The following is a 16,603-nucleotide window of genomic DNA, read 5'->3' as shown; positions in this document are numbered from 1 at the left end:
GGGTGATTTTGTCCAACGGGTTGGAGCGCTCCAGCATGCCGAAGGTGGTTTCGCCGTCCCACCGATAGCGCACGCCGGCCTGCTGCAGCGCGGGAAAGCTCGGCATCTCCTGCTTGAGCGCCTGGCTGGAGAACATCTTGTCGTCGTGATAAATGTCGTGGGTGGACAAAATCGTCTCACCGGCGATATGCACTGTCCCGCTTGGTGTTTCCAGCACCAGCGAGACGTCCTCGCCGACCGTTTGCAGCCGGGTGAGCCACGGCGCCTCGACGACGCGGGCCGGAATGAGGCCGCCCTCGCCGTTAAATACGTAGCCCTCGTTGAAGGTTGGCCCGCCGTCTGGGCGCGGCGGATAGGCGATGTAGCCGAAGGCGCGTCCACTGGGAAAGAGCGCCGATTGCCAACTGTGACCCCAGAATCCGGCGAGCTTGCGGACTCCCTGGCGGCGAATCCGCAGTCCGCTGCCGACGAAGCCACGCTCGTCGTCGCCGACCTTTACCGCTCCCGTGGCGTGGAACAGCTGCTCGTAGCGCGGGCCACCCATCAGGTTGCCCTCGATCGAGGTCTTCAGCCGCGACCCCGCCTCGGCGGACAGCGCGCCCTGCACCCACGGCGGAACGGCCATCGCGGCCTCGACGTGAAAGCTGACGTCGACCAGCGGCCCGTCCTTCTTGCCGTCGATCAGATCCGTCGACGAGGTCTGCACCGCTTTACCGTCGTACGTCATGGTCCAGGTGTCGAACGGCTCGATGCAGCGGAATCCCAGCCCGCCGGCGCCGAGCACGGTGGGACGGCCGTCGGGCCCTTCGGCGGGCCAGCTCTTCCCGTTTTCGCGTAGCCGGAAGACCCGCCCGTCCGGAAAGGCCACATTGACTTGGACGTCGTGCGCATCCCAGTTCGCGGCGACGGCCTCAATCCCGATGCGGGGCAAGCCCACTTCTCCGCGGTCGTCGATGACCCAGAAACTCACCGAGTCCCGCATCTCCGGGTCGTCAGGCCGGCGCGCGAACACCTGCTCACGCGCCGGGTCGATACCGCCGGTCAGGTCAATTGCCATGCACAGTCCTCGATTTCACATAGTCGGCGAACAACGGCCGTACCTTGTCGAGGTCAAGGCCGAATGCCACCGGATCGGCATGGCTGCTCGGCTCCCGTTCCGCCGCCGCCTCGGCCCACCAGCCGCGCATCCGCGATTCGAATTCGTCGGTGACCGGCTCCCCCAGCCACGCGTAGAGTCCGCGGACCTCGTTGATCGGGTCGGCCTGTATCGCACGAAAGTCGATGTCGTAGAAGCGATGATCGGCTCCGCCGTCGCGAAACCGCAACGCTCGCTGCATGCCCAGCGACCAGTGCTCGACGTTGAGTTGACCGATGTATTCACGGTCGATGTGGTCGGTGAAGCCGCCGATGATGTCGGCGTAGAGATCTGCCACCGACAAAATCACGTCGGTCGGGTCGCGGTGGGTCATGACGAAACGGGCGTCCGGGAAGATGCGGTTGAGATCGTCGAGAGTCAGCACATGCGACGGCGACTTGAGTCGCCACGGCCGGGTCGGTTCCCCCCAACACAGCAGCTTCATCACCCGCCGTTGGTAGGCGTACGTCGACGTCAGGTCGGCCTTTTCCACCAGCCACGCCGAGTACGACGGGATCTGCGCAAATGCTTGGAAGATATGGGATTTGAAGTCCAGGACCATCAGCTCCAGACATTCCATCGGAGCATGGGTGCCGGTCGGCACGTGCGCCCTGGAGCCGACGACGTTGCCCTCGCCTGCCGGGATCCGCGGATCAGGTCCCTGCACCGTCGACGGTGGCGGACACGGCTGCGACGCCTCCCACCGCCGCAGGTAGCGGATGCCCGGATCCTGCGACAACAGCAGCGACAACGCGGTCGAGCCGGTGCGGGGCAGCCCCAGCCCGATCAACGGCGGCAGGATTTCGACGTCGTCGATTTCCGGGTGGCGGCGATACCAGTCCTCGACCTGCAATCGCTGCGACAGCGCGGTGACAATGCGGGGATAGATGTAGGCCTCGCCCCGGGCGTTGAGCCGGGCCTCGTCGCGGAGCGAGGTGAGCAGCGCCTCGAGCCCTTCCCGGAAGGAGTCGTCACCGAAATCCTCCAGGCCGGTCTGCGCGACAGCGCGGCCGACGACATCGTCGAATTCGGCCACAGTAAGCCCCTTCAGGAGATTCCGTGACAGTACACTGATACCATTATGAGCGAGTTGTCAACGTCGCTGGAGGACCCGTCACCGCGGCGGCGGTACCACAGCCCGGCGCGCCGCCAACGGGCCGCCGCCACCCGCGAGCGCATCATCGACGCGGGCGCTCGACTGGTTCGCGGCTTCACCACCTGGGATTGGGACGAGCTAACCTTCAAGGCCGTCGCCGAACGCGCCGGCGTCAGCGAGCGCACCGTCTACCGCAACTTCCCGTCCGAACGGCACCTGCACGACGCGATCATGGCCCGGCTGGAGGACGAGGCAGGCATCAGCTACGAAGATGTCGAGCTGGACAATCTTGCCGACGTGACGGCTCGGGTCTTCGCATCGTTGCGACGGTTCGCGATCAAGGACACCGTCGGCGCGCCACGCGGCCCGGCTTTCGCCGGCGCCGACGCCCGACGGCACGACGCCTTGAACCGCGCGGTGACCGCCCGCGCACCAGAGCTGCCGGATGCGCAGCGCAGAGCGCTGGCCGGACTGCTTGACGTGCTGTGGAGCCCACCCACCTATGAGCGGCTGATCGGTGCGTGGAACCTCGACAACGGTGAGGCGGTCAGCGCCGTGCAATGGCTGATCGCGAAAGTCATTGCGGCGGTTGACGACAACGAACCGCCAATTCTCAGCGCCTGACTCAGGCTGGGCTGGCCGGGGCCGAGAAACCGCTGGTGGCGTAACCTGAGCGGTGAGCAGTTTCGTTGTGAGCGGCCGACCACCGCTATCGGCGCGGATAACACCCACCGGCAATGCGATTCCTCCGACGCCCCGCACCCGCGGGGGTCGATGCCGAATGAAAGATCCCCCTGTGGCATGTACCGCCCTAGCCATGGCCCCGCGGCTCCGGCTCCGCCACTTCCGATGACGTATCCAATCGGCGGTCTACGCCGGGCCACTCCCGTACGGTTATCAGTGGCTCGCGAGCTCGGCCGTGATATCGACGGCGCGTGGTGGCCACGGGTAGATCGCATCACCGCCGAATTGCCCAACCTCGTTGCGACCCTGACCCCCCTGCTCGGCGACATCACCTCCATCAACGTCAACTGGCCGCCGCTGCAACGACCGCCCGACTTCAACTGGCCAGGATGGGAAGCCAAGCCCCAGCACGTGATGACCGTCAACGGCGCGGATGCTTGTGCCAACCTGCTGATCATCCCGTACGCGACCCACAGCGGGCTCGCTTTGATGGTGCTGCGCTGCGCCGCCAATCTGCACATCGACGCCGCCGACCGGGACAAACCCGCATTTTTGACCGCTGGTTCGATCCTGCGGGCCGCCGAACGACAACGCAGCGCGTGAATTGCCGCAGAGCCGGCAGTCGGAGAGGTAGCTTCATTCACGGTTGACACTCCAGCCTCCCGGAAACGTCACGGCGGCGATCCGATTTTCCCCGCCGAAAGGGCTCTACCTCCGACGTAAGCCGACAGTTCGGGTTGTGCTTTCGGGCGCCGGAGGTCCCCCTTGGGTGCAAGTTCAGCTGTGATCGGCGCGCCGTACGGCTCGGCGGTGGTCGAGTCTGTACAGTCGGTGCGTCTGACACCATTTGGGGTGCACAAGAGAGGGTCACGCTCTTCCGCGGTCGTGCCTCAGCGGCTCCGTCGATTCCGACACAACACCGATCCGACCAACACACGCCGAGCCGTCGCGCCGGAGCCAGGGGGATTGTGGTGAGCCGATTCACCGAGACCATGTATGACAACGCCCACAGCAGTCTCAAGGGCATGATCACCGGGGAGCCGAACGCCCCGGTCCGGCATACCTGGCGTCAGGTGCACGAGCGGGCCCGCCGGGTTGCGGGCGGTCTGGCCGCCGCCGGCGTGGGCCGCGGCGACGCGGTCGCAGTGCTGGCCGGGGAGCCTGTCGAGATCGCCCCGACCGCGCAAGGTATCTGGATGCGCGGCGGCAGCCTTACGATGCTGCACCAGCCCACGCCGCGCACCGACCTGCAACGCTGGGCCGAGGAGACCACGGCCGTCATCAAGATGATCGACGCTACGGCGGTGGTGGTTTCCGACCCGTTCATGGCGGCCGCACCGCTGCTGTCCCAACTGGGAATACCGGTACTGACGATCGAGAAGTTACTCGACAGCCGCTCGATCGACCCGGTCGAGACCGACGACGCCGATGTGGCGCTACTGCAATTGACATCCGGCTCGACTGGATCCCCCAAGGCCGTCCAGATCAGTCATCGCAACGTGGTGTCGAATGCCGAAGCGATGTTCGTCGGCGCAAACGTCGATCGGGAATCCGACGTGATCGTGAGCTGGCTGCCGTGCTTCCACGACATGGGCATGACCGGCTACTTAACCGTTCCAATGTATTTCGGCGTCGAGTTGGTCAAGGTCACGCCGATGGACTTCCTCCGCGACACCCTGCTGTGGGCGAAGCTCATCGACAAGTACCGGGGCACCATGACAGCGGCGCCGAACTTCGCCTACACGATGTTCGCCAAACGCCTGCGCAGGCAGGCGCGGCCCGGCCAGTTCGACCTGTCCACGCTGCGGTGGGCGCTCTCGGGCGCCGAGCAAGTCGAGCCGGCCGATGTCGAGGACCTGTGCGCGGCCGGCGCGCCCTTCGGGTTGCGCCCGGAGGCGATCGTGCCCGCCTACGGCATGGCCGAGACAACGGTGGCGGTGTCGTTTACCGAGTGCGGCCGCGGCTTGATGGTCGACGAGGTCGACGCCGATCTGCTCGCGATGTTGCACCGAGCCATCCCGGCATCCAGGGGTAAAACCCGGCGACTGGCCTCGGTCGGTCGTCCGCTGAAGGGGCTGGAGGCCCGGATAGTCGACCAGGACGGCGACGTGCTGCCGACCCGCGGTGTCGGCGTCATCGAGGTGCGCGGCGAACCTGTCACGCTGGGATACACCACGAATGCCGGTTTCATCGCCGCACAGGATCAGGAGGGTTGGTACGACACCGGCGATTTGGGTTATTTCACCGAAACCGGCAACGTGGTGGTGTGCGGCCGGGTGAAAGACGTGATCATCATGGCCGGGCGCAATATCTATCCGACGGACATCGAACGTGCCGCCTCCCGCGTGCAGGGGGTCCGGCCCGGCTGCGCCGTGGCGGTGCGCCTGCACGCCGGGCACCGGCGCGAAACTTTCGCGGTCGCCGTGGAATCCAATGTCTGGGAGGACGCGGCCGAGGTGCGCCGAGTCGAGCGTCAGGTTGCCCATGAGGTCGTCGCTGAGGTCGACGTCCGGCCCCGCAATGTGGTCGTGCTCGAGCCGGGAATGATCCCGAAGACGCCGTCGGGAAAACTGCGGCGCGCCCACGCGTTGGCGCTGGTCACCTAGATCGGCGGTACATTTGTTCCTGACCATGACCGACTACGACGCGCAGCCTGGTCGCGAACCGCCAGAGCAGCCGGAATTGTCCACCGCCCAACGGGAGGCGGACGAAGTCGATTTGCGTGCCGGGCTGCGCGGACTGGCCGGGATGGTGGCCGGCGCCCGCGGCGTGTTCGAGCTGTTGGGCGAGGTTGCCGAGTTCGCCGCCCATGCCATTCCCGGGGTTGACGGTGCCGGAGTTGGGTTGATCGACGCGGATCAAGGCAGACCAACACTCCAGAAGGCTGCCGCCACAGCGGAATTCGTCCACGAGATCGACGCTATCCAGTACGACAAGTTGCATGAGGGGCCGTGCATCACGTGTATGGAGTCGCGGCGGGCTACCGTCAGTGGATCGCTGGGGAGCGACAGCCGTTGGCCGCGCTTCGGTGGCCGGGTGGCGAGGATGGGCGTGCATTCCGCGCTGTCGCTGCCGCTGATGGTCGGCGAACACGTGATCGGCGCGATCAACTGCTATGCGACGAGCCACGACGCTTTTGGCGAGCACGCCGTGCAGTTGGGTTCGCAATTCGCCGGGCCCGCGGCGGTGTCGATCTACAACGCGCAACTGCTGGCCGGAGCTCGCGAGCGCGCCGAACACCTGCAGCAGGCATTGGAAAGCCGAGCGTTGATCGATCAGGCGATCGGCATCATCCGGAGTCGGTCTGGTGCCAGCCCGGAGTGGGCCTTCGCCCAACTCGTCCGGATGAGTCAAACCGAAAACACCAAGCTCTATGTGATCGCGGAGCGACTAGTGGCCGAGGCCGTGCGGCGCGCCCAGGCCCGGCGGACTCAGCCGTGAGCCAGTTCGGTCATCCTTTCCAGCAGCGCCGGACGGGAACTCGGTTCCCTCATCAACTGCCGTGCAACGTCGGTCAGGTGCTCGCCGTGGGTACGCGCGTACCTGCGTAGCAGCGAAAACGCCTCGTCAACGGAAACATCGAAGCGCTCGCGGAGGAAGCCCTTGGCCTGCTCGACGACGATGCGGTGGGTCAGCGCAGAGCGCAGCTGTGGCATCACCGTCGAGGGCGTCGGCGGGTGTTCCTGCAGAATAGCCACGCACGCGATATGCGCCAGTGTCTGCCCAACCAGCAGATCGGACTCAGTGAGTTCGCCGGGCCGGCTACCGAACAGGCCTAGGGAGCCCAAAACAATGCCGGCGGCGCGCATGGGCACCGCGTGCACGGACGCGACTCCTCCCTCCAGCGCGGCCGGAACGAACTGTGGCCACCGGGAGGTCGCGGCGCGCAGATCTGCCACCGAGACCGGGTGGCCGGTGGCATAGCACTCCACGCAGGGCCCCTCGTCGGCTTGCAATTGGAAGAGTTCCAGTTCGCGGGTTTGCGTGGAGGTCGCGGCTAGCAAGCGCAGTTGCCCCAGCGGGTCGGCGAGCAGAAATCCCGCCGCCGCGATATCCAACAGGTCGGCGCAGCGCTCGGTGAGCTCGGTGAGCAGGTCGACGACGTCGAAGTCGTCGAGCAGTTTGTCGACGAGCGATACGACCGCGTCCAGTACACGAGTTTCACGAGGGGTATCGGTCACGTTGCCCTCCTTGTCGGGCTGCATTAGTCGGCCTCCAGATACAATCGCCGGTCGAGAATGTCGCGGGCGACGTCGGTGGCGCTGCGGTTGGTTGCATAGGAGTGGGCGCGCAGGCGCACCAGCGCCTCGGCGGGTTCGACCCGTAGTTGCGCGACGAGCATGCCGGTGGCCTGGCTCACTTCCGTGCGGCTCAGTGCGTTGAATTCGGCCCAGGCGCCGCTGTCCGGGTCGTCGGCGGCGGCCTGCAGGTCGGAGTGCATGAGGTCAAGCAGGGGCATGCCGGCCAGCTCGGCGGCGACGACAGCGCCGGCCAAGTGCTCAACGTGCAGCTCGCCGGGTTTCGCGCGGAAAAGGTCTAGGGCGCCAACGAATTCGCCGGCCAGCACGACCGGAATCGCGAATATGCCCCGGATCTTATGGTCGAGCATGGCGGGGCCGTACGCAGGCCACCGAACGTCGTTCACGTTGGCGAGATCGGCGACGAGGACGGGGGCGCGCGACGCAACGGAGTCCAAGCACGGGCCCTCGCCGAGGGTGAACTGGAGGTCGTCATACACACGCGCGGCCGCGCCGCTGGAGCCTAATGTTCCGCTGGCGGCCCCGGCAAAGACCAGTGAAATGGCCGCCGCGTCCATGCCGAACAACATCACGCAGGCCTCGCAAAGCGAGTCAGCGGCGGCTAGGCCTCGCCGGCCGTCGACGGCCGCGCGGAGCTTTTCGTGGATTGCCACATTTAGCCGGGCGGGCGTAGGGCATCGATGGCATTGCCCGAATGTCGAGGTGGCGAGGTCATACCTCCACCATCCACTAGTTGGAGCCGATTTGTGAGTCTGGCCGCAATGGGCCCGTCAGCCGATCGACACCGTTTGGTCGATCGAGTCTATGGGAAGATCGCCGTCTACGATCGCCGTCACCGCCAACTTGTTCAGGATGATCGCACCCCCATGGTTGTCCAGGAAGGCGATGTCGGCGGCGTCGCGCCCGGTGGCAATGCGCACCAGCGCCTGCCGTGGCGCCAGCAAGGTCCCGTCGACTACCTGCCATTGCCCGTCGACGAATGCCTCGGCGACTGCATGGAAGTCCATCGGATACAGACCCGGCGCATATACCGAAACCGCTCGGGCGGGTACCTTGACCGCACGCAGCAGCGCTACCACCAGATGCACGAAGTCACGGCATACTCCGGCACCGGCCAGCAAGGTCTCCACCGCCCCGTCGATGGGGTCGCTCGAACCCGGCACGTAGTTCAGCCGGGTACCCACCCAGAGGGAGACTCTCTGCAGCAGAGTCGTCGAATCGACGTAGCTGCCGAATTCAGTTGCGGCAAAACCGTAAAACTTGTCAGCCTCGGCGTACCGGCTGGGGCGCAGATACATCGACAGGTCGGCTTCGGTCACCGGCGCCGGATCGGTCCGGCCGACGACCGTCGCGGCATAGTCGACGGTCAAGTAGCCCGCCGGGACCTCCAACTTGTGGATGCGGTTGCCGTGCATACCGCTGATCTCTTTGGGTTCAACGGGATTGCCGTCCAACACGAACGACAACCGCTCTGAGACTTCGGTATTCGGGTGCGGTGCGACGGCAATCTGGAATTCCAACGTCGTCGGCTCGGTAATCTCGACTTCGAGCTCTGCGCCCACCTCGCGCTTCATGGCACCGATGCCGACCGGACGTGCATCAGCCACCAAGGCCCCGAGGCGCGCGGCACTCTACCCCGTTGGCCAGCGACTCATTTTCTCCCGTTGCCCCGCCCTCAGAATCCCACGTCGACTGTGCCGCAACCATTTCCCTGTGTCTGACCCTCCTGCGTACACCCGCGCCGATTATGTCTCTGACCGTCAATGGGATGCGGGCAGCCGCTGGGACGGGCCCGCCCGTGACGGCATAGTTGCCGATCACACGCGCGCCGGTGATGTTCGTCATACCTATCTCTCTGTCTGCCCACGGAGGCGAGCTGTTGATTGGGTTTGTGCAATCCGCGTAGAGGTGCCCGGGTGCCGGATCGTCGCGCTGGACCGGCGGTTGCTCATGGGTTCGCGCTCCGACTTCTGGTGGTCGAGCTGCCGAATCAGCTCACGCTTCGCATCACTCAGCGCGTGGGTGATGTCCGGGTTCTCGGCGACCGCTACGAGCGGCGTCAGGCCGGGTAGGCTCGTACGCAATGTAACGCGCTGCTCCTTGCCGCCGCGGTCCTGGAGAGAGACGTCCACGTTCACACCGCGCGAACCCCACCTACCTAGATGCGGCCCAAGCGTCGACAACGTTTCCACCACATGTGGGTGCTCCTTCGCCGCGAAACCCGCACCTATACGGATTACATTCTCGTGAACAATATTTCGTTGCTGCTTATCAGACTTCCTCATCGTGGCCCTTCAGTTGAGTGGCGGGCACCCATGCATCCGGGTGTCCCGACCCACGTCGCCGTCGTGTGGTGGCCTGACCCCGAATCCGGGGATTCACGCGCACCGATTCCCAAGGCGAATCCACACGGCCACAGCTGACGGCAATTTTCTAGGCTACCCCTTCTAGTAAACGCGCCGGCAATGGCGATGTCAACATCGTTGGCGCACAACGTGGTTCGCGCAGGTTAATATCGTGCCTGGCAACAACATTGACCCATCGGAGTGTTGTCGTTCGCCGAGTCTCAAACTGTCGCGGCTGAATCTGCGATATCGACGTGCGCGAGTCGAGTTCGCCGGAGGCGTTGCGCGCACAGTTTGCTCTCAGCACGCGCGGCGCGCACAACGTCGTCGGCAATCCGGAATGCTTCGCTGTCCCGTTCTGCGTGCACGATGTCAAGCGTGGCGGCTCGCCGCAACACCATTACGGCCACAGCGCTGGAGGTCCGGCACGGGACCACGAGGAGATTCGCCGAACACTGACTGCCAGTGATCATCATCAGGCGGTGGTGGCAGGTGACCCGGATGGGGTTCGCCATGCTCGCGCGCTTCAACGTATCGAGATCTGGACAACCCTCCAACGATGACCAGTTGATGCTGATATCGAAGATCTCACCCAACCGGCCGGACAGGGCGCCAATCAGCTCCGGAAGCTCGCGGGCTACCGAGGCCGTGTGCGGCCACCACGCCCCATCGAGGCCCTCGCCAAGTTCGACGGCCAAGGTAAGCCGGACCGGGCTGGCCAGGCGCCGACCACACGCCGCGCGGTTCATGGTGTTGAGCAGGCGGTAGTCAACGAAATCGGTGTCGCTGCTGGGCGATGAGTGCATGAGTCCCGGCGCTCCATGGACGATTCCTTCACTTCGAGGTTCTCCCGGCACAGGAGTGCGGGATCGACGAACGAATCTGATCGCAATTGGTTATGTCCGGCCGACTGCACGCCCTGGTATCACCGTGGCTACCAAACGTTCAACATCGACGTTACACCCCGCCCGTTGCACGCATTGGTTTGCACAGCGCGTTGAGGGCGCGTGGTTCCCAACATCCGATGACCAGGCCGGTTCAGCGGCGGCAGGGTGAGCGCGAAGAGGTTATGCCTGATTGCTCGTGCTACCTTTAATCAGGATGTTTTTCGTACATCTGTTCTGAATGAGAGAAGTTGGAAAGTATGACACAGGGAACTGTGAAATGGTTTAACAGCGACAAGGGCTTCGGTTTTATCGCTCCTGATGACGGCGCAGCGGATGTGTTCGTTCACTACTCAGAGATCCAAGGGAGCGGTTTCAAATCGCTTGAGGAGAACCAACGGGTTCAATTCGAAGTCGGCCAAGGGGCCAAAGGCCCTCAGGCAGTGGGAGTTACACCGGTTTAGCGACCTCTTGTCACAGGTGGGCTGGCGGGCAGTGTCCTGCCAGCCCCCTCTGCTTTAGGACGCATGAACCCGAGAGGCTTACGCGGGGCCTGAGCGCGACGGCTCGGCGATTGCGCCCCACCTGCCGAGTGCGAGTAGTGTCGAGGTATCGGCGGTATGTCGCACGCGACCGTTTCAGATTGTGTCGTCGCCGATTCGAATGATTTGGCCGATTGGCGGCCAAGACAGGGGCGTCGCATGACGCTACAACAAGGCCGAAGCACGACCGGTTCGAAGCACACACCACCCGAGAAGACACCGCGACTGCGCTTGAAGCCCAAGGCTCCCACTGGCGGATATGTCGATGGGGCATGGTGGCCGCACAGTGAAGACCTTTCGATTGAGCTGCCAGATCTGCTGGCGGTTCTGTCGGTACGACTCGGCCCGATTGATCGCGTGCTGTACAACCTCGGCGAATGGGCGAAGGCCCCGTCCAAACTGGCGACGGGCGGCAGAAAGGTACGACTCGGCGGGTACTACAGGCAGCCGGTCAACACCATCGAAGTAATCGGACTCAATCGCAACAAGATCGTATTGCTGGTAGTGCCTGCTCGCACCGACCCAGGCCACGCACACGACATCCTGATGGCTTCGGCGGCGCCGGACAACGCTTCGACGACCGACGGCCTACTGCATGACTAGCGCCTGAGACGGTTAATAGCCGCGACCGTGGCGAGGCTGGGTGGCGTGTGACGCCATCTCTGTGACAACCGATCGGCCTTGTCCGCGAGGGGATTTCCGCGCGGCCGCCATCAGGATGTCGAGCGAATCGGCGATCCCAATCGCGATGTCGTCGACCGCGGGCACATTGTCGGGACACACGCACACACTCAGATCCAACGTCTCGCCACGGGTGGTCAGCGTGATGTTCAACCCACAGCCTTCTCGTAGCGGCGCCACGGTGTGCATAGCGACGACCTTGGACCCGGCACAGTACGCGGGCACCGGCTGTCCGGAAACGTAGGAGACACTGCCGTGACAGATCGGCGCCAGTCGTTGCCGCAGACCCAATCGGCTGTAGATCCGCGTACCTGCGTGGACGACGGCCGACGGGATCAGCGACGCCATGCGCGCCAAATCGACTGTTGCATGCGCCTTTTCGGTATCGCGCCGATGTGCGGTGTTCATCCTCTCGGTGGCGGTATGTAGGTTGGTAAGCACCTCGATGGGGTCGTCGAGCTGCACCGGGATGCGAATTTGCCCATCGATCGGCGAATTGCCAAGAGTGGCGGCCGAGGCGCCGGACAGAGCGAACGGCATCTGCATCACCAGCGGATCGTCGGGCACGGTGCCGTGGCGTTGTAGCCAGGCGCGCAGCGACAGTGTGCAAGCGGCCAGGAAAACATTGGTGATGTTGCCGCCGAACGCCTTGCTGATCATCTCCAGGTCGGCTAGCGGGATCGAGACGAAAGCCACAGCCCGGCGCTTAGTCAACGGCGCGTTGAACGCGTTGCGCGGAAGCGGTCCGCTCATCGACGACACCGGTGGCGGCATCGGATCAGGTTCGCTGGTAACGCGCAACTGACCGCGGACGGCGCCCAGCACACCAGTCACGGTCTCGGCAATGAGCCAAAGAATCCTGATCTGATGCTCGAGAAGCTCGGTCATTACATCGGTAACGAGTTCGCCCACAGCAGGCATGTCCAGGCTCGGCTGCGTCCGCTGATCATCGGCCTGGTCGTCGTGCGCATCGGAGCACAATAGCCGCGACCACACGGCCGCTGCGCCGTCACCGCCGTCGCTCAGTGCAGGCGATATCCGCACCGCCAGCGCCCACCGGCCATCCGACAGACCGTCGATGCTCCAGGCTTCCCACAGGGCTTTGCGGTGATCACGCGATCCGGCGCTCAGTTGCGCGATCAGGTCGGCTAATTCGCGCCGGCCGCCCGGAGCCCTAACGGTCGCCCGGTGGATTTGAGACGCCGGGTCGTAGTCGTCGATCTCGGCCCACAACGGTCGGCCCACCCCTAGGGGCCTGCCCACCAGCCTGCTGCGGAAGCGAGCCAGTTGCGGTAGCGACGACCCCACCAGCTGGTCTAGACGCTGGTGGCTGAATTGATCGGATGGCTCGATAATGATCAACGACACCGTATGCGCCGGCATCGTCGACTCCTGCATGAGAAGCTGCATCGCGCCCGCCGCCGACAATCGGATACCCGTCAGCATGCTTTCGGACAAGCGATCCAAACCTGTTGAACCAGAACCTCTCACGCGTCGACCCGATATGGCGGTGCGGGTCCGCCGCTATTGAAGGCGTGTTCTAACGTCATCGCGACGCTCCCGCCTTGACCACGGACCAGCCAAATCATCCGAATCGGCGACGACACGACCCAGAACGGTCGCACACGAAACACCGCCGACGCTTTCGACCCTACTCTCGTCTGGTCGAGAACGCAGGGACCCCGCGAAGACGACGTTGCGATCGCCGCGTTAGGCGGTTTGTCTCGCTAGAAGACCGTCCACTGACTCCCGTCGGGGTTACCCGCTTGACGGGTATGCCCGGGCTTAGAGCGCAGGTGGGTCTCCAACTGGATCTTTTGCATATCGCGCTGATAGCGGTCGGCGGCGGTAGTTGGCCGGCGTTTGCGTCGCATCAACAGCAACGCGGTGATCGTCAGGACCGGCACCAGCGAAAGTCCGATCGCGAGTGCAACAAAACTCGCGATGGGCAGACGATACGCCGATCTCGGATTCGGGACTAGATGGTTTGCGTGAACTCGTCGAGTTCGACTCGCGATAACCGCTCGACGAACGTCTGACCGTTGTAGGGGAACTGCGTGACGACCTTGCCGTTGGGGTGGCGGAAGTAGTTGTTGCAGTTGGCAACCCATACGGTTCCGGCCAGTGCCGCTTGGATTTCGGCGTTGTACGCGTCGTGGACATGTTGTTTGATATCGACCGACCGGAGCCGTCGGCCGCCCATATCGTCCAGGACGCGACGGACGAACTCGGATTGCGCTTCCAGGATGAAGATGATCGAGGTAACGCCGTTCGTGTTGGGGCCATAAAGCGTGAACAGGTTCGGATAGCCCGGCACCATGGTGCCCAGGTAGGCCTCGGCGCCGTCGATCCAATCGTCATGGAGCCGGCGCTCGCCGCGGCCGTACACATCAAGGCTGCCGAGGAAATCCACTGCGCGAAAGCCCGTTCCGTAGATGACGGTGTCCACCTCGTGCTCTCTGCCGTCAGCCGTGCGCAGACCCCGCTCGGTGAACTCGACAATGGGCGAGGTCTCCAGCGTCACGTTGGGCAGGGCGAACGTCGGGAACCAGGTGCGCGATTGCAGTGGTCGCTTGCAGCCGACGGGATAGGTCGGGGTCAGCTTGGCGCGCAGCTCCGGATCCTTCACTTTCCGAAGCAGATAGCTGTGCGCCATGTCGGTCAGATCTTTGGTCATCGTGGAATCAACGGCGAAATTTGCCGACTCGTAGTCTTGGTACGCCGCATCGCGCACCTTCAGCGCTTCGGCGGGGTCGCATTCGAAGAGTCCTTGCTGCTCCCGGGTGAACGGCTCGTCGTACCGGGGCGAGACCCAGATCGGCGTCCGCTGAAATACCGTTAGATGCGCGGTGTCTGCGGCGATTGTCGGCACGTATTGGATCGCGCTTGCCCCGGTGCCGATTGATGCAACACGCTCGCCCGCAGTCGATTTGGAGTGATCCCAGTGTGACGAGTGAAAGGTGCGGCCGCGGAATCGGTTGGCGCCGGGGATCTCAGGAATCTTCGGCACGTCCAGCATTCCCACGGCGCTGACCACGATGTCGAATTCGCGGGTCTGTTCGTCTTCGGTGGTGAGCGTCCACCGAAGATCGGTATCCGACCACCGCAACGTCGTGACGCGCGTGCGCGGAACCAGATGCTCGGCCAATCCATAGTGGGCGGCGACCTTCTCGATGTACGCGAGGATCTCCGGTTGATCGGCGAACGTCTTGCTCCACCGCGGGTTCAGTGCGAACGAGTAGGAGTAGAAGTGCGAGGGCACGTCGCAGGCCGCCCCCGGGTAGGTGTTCTTGCGCCAGGTTCCGCCGAAGTCGTCGCCGCGATCGAAGATCGTGAAGTCGTATCCGCCGTGGGCGAGTTGGATGCCCATCGCGATCCCACCGAGGCCGGCGCCGACGATCGCCACCGTCGGCTTCTTCGGCACTGTGGTCATCCTCAATCCCCCGTGCTCAGCGGACCCCGGGGCGTACGTCGCGAATGAAGGCTATCAATTTCCGGGCGGAGTACGGTTGCCAACCATGACGCGCATCGCACCATCGGCGGCATTCGCCGAGATACCCGTTGTCGACCTAGGACAGGGTGATCGGATCAACCTCGGCGTCGCGGCCATTGTCGGCCGGCTGGGAGAGGTCGCGGAAGGACTCGGCGCACTCAACGCGGCCCTTCGGTCGACCGGAACGCTTCCTCCCCGGCTGCTCGAGCTGGTCCGGTTGCGCATCGCGTACCACAACCAATGCCGAAGCTGCATGTCCGTTCGCTACCAGAGCGCCATCGACGACGGGCTCACCGAAGACGCCGTGTGTTCCTTGGAACGTCCGGCCGACGCGGCTGACCTGTCCGACGCCGAACGTGCTGCACTGAAGTTCGCCGACCTGTTCGCCACCAACCACCTTGCGATTGACGACACCGTCTATGACGAGTTGCGCAGCCACCTCACCGAAGACCAACTCGTCGAGCTTGGTGTGCACTGTGCCATCGCCCTTGGCATCGGACGGCTCACCGCGACATGGGATGTCACCGACGACATCCCCGATGCCTTCCGGTCCGACACCGACGGCCGCGTAACGCCGTGGTTGTCCGCCGGCGTCGTCGCATCGGGTTAAGTTCGGCCGCAAGGGTTCACGACAGTGGAGATGTGGGAACTGGTCGCCCGCGAACACATCCGCGACACTCTCGCGCGATACAACTGGGCCGGTGACGCCGGCCGGCTCGACGAACTTGCCGAGACCTTCTGCGCAGACGGTGTACTGGAGATACGCGGCCTCGAGCCGCTGCGCGGCCGCTCCGAGATCGTCGTGTTCCTCGGCGGTGTCACGGGCAACATCACCGTCAGCGCCGAGGTCAAGCCGATCGTCCGGCACAACGTCGCCAACGTGCTGTTCACCGAACTGACTCCCGACCAAGCGCAAGTCACGTGCTACTTCACGGTGGTCACCCATATCGGGCTCGACCACATCGGCCGCTACCGCGACACTTTCGTGCCCGACGGCAACACCTGGCTGATCAAGCATCGCAAGGTGTCGACCGATTGGGCAGCCCCCAACTCGGCGATGGCTCGGCAATCGTCCGGCTGATCCGAAACGGCGGCGGGGCGCGTCACAGTTTCGAGATACCATCCGTGTCGGCGTAATTATCGGCCTATGATTCGCCGCACCTTGCTACATCACACACACAGGACGCCCTGATGAGCTACCCCGCACCCGCACCGCAGCCTGGCTGGTACCCCGACCCGTCCGGCGGGCCAGGACAGCGTTATTTCGACGGACAACAGTGGACGCTACATGCACCCCCACCACCACCGCCGCCGACGATCGTCATCAACAACAACGTCGGCGCCCCCGCGCCTGTGGTCGTCACCACCGGCCCTAATCATGGCCTGCATTTAGTCCTCACCCTGCTCACATGCGGCATGTGGCTACCGATCTGGCTGCTCGTCGCAATCGTCGGCAATCGTCAGGTGCACGTGGCCGGGCAACC

The 16,603-nt window shown here is 64.3% G+C and carries 18 protein-coding genes; 9 read left to right on the top strand and 9 right to left on the bottom strand.

The window, feature by feature from the left end; translation table 11 throughout:
* Positions 1-1,057: hypothetical protein (locus ACLQI9_RS04285; protein WP_442391161.1), on the bottom strand; the 1,057-nt coding region annotated here is incomplete at its 3' end.
* Positions 1,047-2,171 carry a sulfotransferase family protein gene (locus tag ACLQI9_RS04280; RefSeq protein ID WP_442375975.1) on the bottom strand — a complete coding sequence of 375 codons (1,125 nt, stop codon included), beginning with the start codon at positions 2,169-2,171 and terminating at the stop codon, positions 1,047-1,049. The genes ACLQI9_RS04285 and ACLQI9_RS04280, both read right to left, overlap by 11 nt.
* A gap of 45 nt (positions 2,172-2,216) precedes the next feature.
* On the opposite strand from ACLQI9_RS04280, the gene ACLQI9_RS04275 reads away from it, so the two are divergent.
* The 4 genes from ACLQI9_RS04275 (at position 2,217) to ACLQI9_RS04260 (ending at position 6,356) form a co-directional block, all read left to right on the top strand.
* On the top strand, positions 2,217-2,855 hold the full coding sequence (locus tag ACLQI9_RS04275) for a helix-turn-helix domain-containing protein (protein WP_442375976.1): 639 nt from the start codon (positions 2,217-2,219) through the stop codon (positions 2,853-2,855).
* A 225-nt stretch (positions 2,856-3,080) separates the two neighbouring features.
* Entirely contained in the window at positions 3,081-3,518 is a 438-nt protein-coding gene (locus ACLQI9_RS04270) for a DUF5994 family protein (protein ID WP_442375977.1), read from the top strand.
* A gap of 368 nt (positions 3,519-3,886) precedes the next feature.
* Positions 3,887-5,521 (top strand): fatty acyl-AMP ligase, encoded by a 1,635-nt coding sequence (locus ACLQI9_RS04265; RefSeq protein ID WP_442391159.1) that lies wholly within the window; start codon positions 3,887-3,889, stop codon positions 5,519-5,521.
* 25 nt (positions 5,522-5,546) lie between these two features.
* Entirely contained in the window at positions 5,547-6,356 is an 810-nt protein-coding gene (locus ACLQI9_RS04260; protein ID WP_442382605.1) for a GAF and ANTAR domain-containing protein, read from the top strand.
* On the opposite strand, the gene ACLQI9_RS04255 is transcribed toward ACLQI9_RS04260, so the two are convergent.
* The 4 genes from ACLQI9_RS04255 to ACLQI9_RS04240 form a co-directional block, all read right to left on the bottom strand.
* Positions 6,347-7,096: a GAF and ANTAR domain-containing protein gene (locus ACLQI9_RS04255; RefSeq protein ID WP_442382609.1), complete on the bottom strand. Its 750-nt coding sequence runs from the start codon at positions 7,094-7,096 to the stop codon at positions 6,347-6,349. The two genes, ACLQI9_RS04260 and ACLQI9_RS04255, sit on opposite strands and share 10 nt — an antisense overlap.
* Positions 7,097-7,119: 23 nt before the next feature.
* A complete protein-coding gene (locus ACLQI9_RS04250) occupies positions 7,120-7,827 on the bottom strand; it encodes a GAF and ANTAR domain-containing protein (protein ID WP_442382604.1) in 708 nt (235 codons plus the stop codon).
* A gap of 117 nt (positions 7,828-7,944) precedes the next feature.
* Positions 7,945-8,748 carry a transglutaminase-like domain-containing protein gene (locus ACLQI9_RS04245; RefSeq protein ID WP_442382608.1) on the bottom strand — a complete coding sequence of 268 codons (804 nt, stop codon included), beginning with the start codon at positions 8,746-8,748 and terminating at the stop codon, positions 7,945-7,947.
* A gap of 992 nt (positions 8,749-9,740) precedes the next feature.
* Positions 9,741-10,325 (bottom strand): DUF5994 family protein, encoded by a 585-nt coding sequence (locus tag ACLQI9_RS04240; protein WP_442382603.1) that lies wholly within the window; start codon positions 10,323-10,325, stop codon positions 9,741-9,743.
* A 338-nt stretch (positions 10,326-10,663) separates the two neighbouring features.
* Here ACLQI9_RS04240 and ACLQI9_RS04235 point away from each other — a divergent pair, with 338 nt between their 5' ends.
* Together ACLQI9_RS04235 and ACLQI9_RS04230 are read left to right on the top strand one after the other, a co-directional pair.
* On the top strand, positions 10,664-10,867 hold the full coding sequence (locus tag ACLQI9_RS04235) for a cold-shock protein (RefSeq protein WP_325683377.1): 204 nt from the start codon (positions 10,664-10,666) through the stop codon (positions 10,865-10,867).
* A gap of 237 nt (positions 10,868-11,104) precedes the next feature.
* Positions 11,105-11,548 carry a DUF5994 family protein gene (locus ACLQI9_RS04230; RefSeq protein ID WP_442382607.1) on the top strand — a complete coding sequence of 148 codons (444 nt, stop codon included), beginning with the start codon at positions 11,105-11,107 and terminating at the stop codon, positions 11,546-11,548.
* A gap of 12 nt (positions 11,549-11,560) precedes the next feature.
* Here ACLQI9_RS04230 and ACLQI9_RS04225 read toward each other — a convergent pair whose 3' ends face one another.
* From ACLQI9_RS04225 to ACLQI9_RS04215, 3 genes are all read right to left on the bottom strand, one after another.
* Positions 11,561-13,084 carry a wax ester/triacylglycerol synthase domain-containing protein gene (locus ACLQI9_RS04225; RefSeq protein WP_442391157.1) on the bottom strand — a complete coding sequence of 508 codons (1,524 nt, stop codon included), beginning with the start codon at positions 13,082-13,084 and terminating at the stop codon, positions 11,561-11,563.
* A 269-nt stretch (positions 13,085-13,353) separates the two neighbouring features.
* Positions 13,354-13,533 carry a hypothetical protein gene (locus ACLQI9_RS04220; RefSeq protein ID WP_442382601.1) on the bottom strand — a complete coding sequence of 60 codons (180 nt, stop codon included), beginning with the start codon at positions 13,531-13,533 and terminating at the stop codon, positions 13,354-13,356.
* A 71-nt stretch (positions 13,534-13,604) separates the two neighbouring features.
* On the bottom strand, positions 13,605-15,059 hold the full coding sequence (locus ACLQI9_RS04215) for a flavin-containing monooxygenase (protein WP_442391155.1): 1,455 nt from the start codon (positions 15,057-15,059) through the stop codon (positions 13,605-13,607).
* An 85-nt stretch (positions 15,060-15,144) separates the two neighbouring features.
* Between ACLQI9_RS04215 and ACLQI9_RS04210 the strand changes: the two genes are divergently transcribed.
* The 3 genes from ACLQI9_RS04210 to ACLQI9_RS04200 all read left to right on the top strand — a co-directional run.
* A complete protein-coding gene (locus ACLQI9_RS04210) occupies positions 15,145-15,729 on the top strand; it encodes a carboxymuconolactone decarboxylase family protein (protein ID WP_442391153.1) in 585 nt (194 codons plus the stop codon).
* A 24-nt stretch (positions 15,730-15,753) separates the two neighbouring features.
* On the top strand, positions 15,754-16,200 hold the full coding sequence (locus ACLQI9_RS04205) for a nuclear transport factor 2 family protein (protein WP_442391151.1): 447 nt from the start codon (positions 15,754-15,756) through the stop codon (positions 16,198-16,200).
* Positions 16,201-16,310: 110 nt separating this feature from the next.
* Positions 16,311-16,603 (top strand): DUF2510 domain-containing protein (locus ACLQI9_RS04200; protein ID WP_442391149.1); only part of this gene is annotated, 293 nt, incomplete at its 3' end.

The organism is Mycobacterium sp. (genome assembly GCF_052143115.1).
GTDB lineage: Bacteria > Actinomycetota > Actinomycetes > Mycobacteriales > Mycobacteriaceae > Mycobacterium.
Note: the sequence above shows the minus strand (reverse complement) of the source record. Positions and strands in the feature narration are given on the sequence as shown.

Excerpts from the sequence above, each read along its gene's own strand:
- ACLQI9_RS04275 (WP_442375976.1), top strand. The coding sequence starts at position 2,217 with ATGAGCGAGTTGTCAACGTCGCTGGAGGACCCGTCACCGCGGCGGCGG.
- ACLQI9_RS04270 (WP_442375977.1), top strand. The coding sequence starts at position 3,081 with ATGACGTATCCAATCGGCGGTCTACGCCGGGCCACTCCCGTACGGTTA.
- ACLQI9_RS04260 (WP_442382605.1), top strand. The coding sequence starts at position 5,547 with ATGACCGACTACGACGCGCAGCCTGGTCGCGAACCGCCAGAGCAGCCG.
- ACLQI9_RS04245 (WP_442382608.1), bottom strand. The coding sequence starts at position 8,748 with ATGAAGCGCGAGGTGGGCGCAGAGCTCGAAGTCGAGATTACCGAGCCG.
- ACLQI9_RS04240 (WP_442382603.1), bottom strand. The coding sequence starts at position 10,325 with ATGCACTCATCGCCCAGCAGCGACACCGATTTCGTTGACTACCGCCTG.
- ACLQI9_RS04235 (WP_325683377.1), top strand. The coding sequence starts at position 10,664 with ATGACACAGGGAACTGTGAAATGGTTTAACAGCGACAAGGGCTTCGGT.
- ACLQI9_RS04230 (WP_442382607.1), top strand. The coding sequence starts at position 11,105 with ATGACGCTACAACAAGGCCGAAGCACGACCGGTTCGAAGCACACACCA.
- ACLQI9_RS04215 (WP_442391155.1), bottom strand. The coding sequence starts at position 15,059 with ATGACCACAGTGCCGAAGAAGCCGACGGTGGCGATCGTCGGCGCCGGC.
- ACLQI9_RS04210 (WP_442391153.1), top strand. The coding sequence starts at position 15,145 with ATGACGCGCATCGCACCATCGGCGGCATTCGCCGAGATACCCGTTGTC.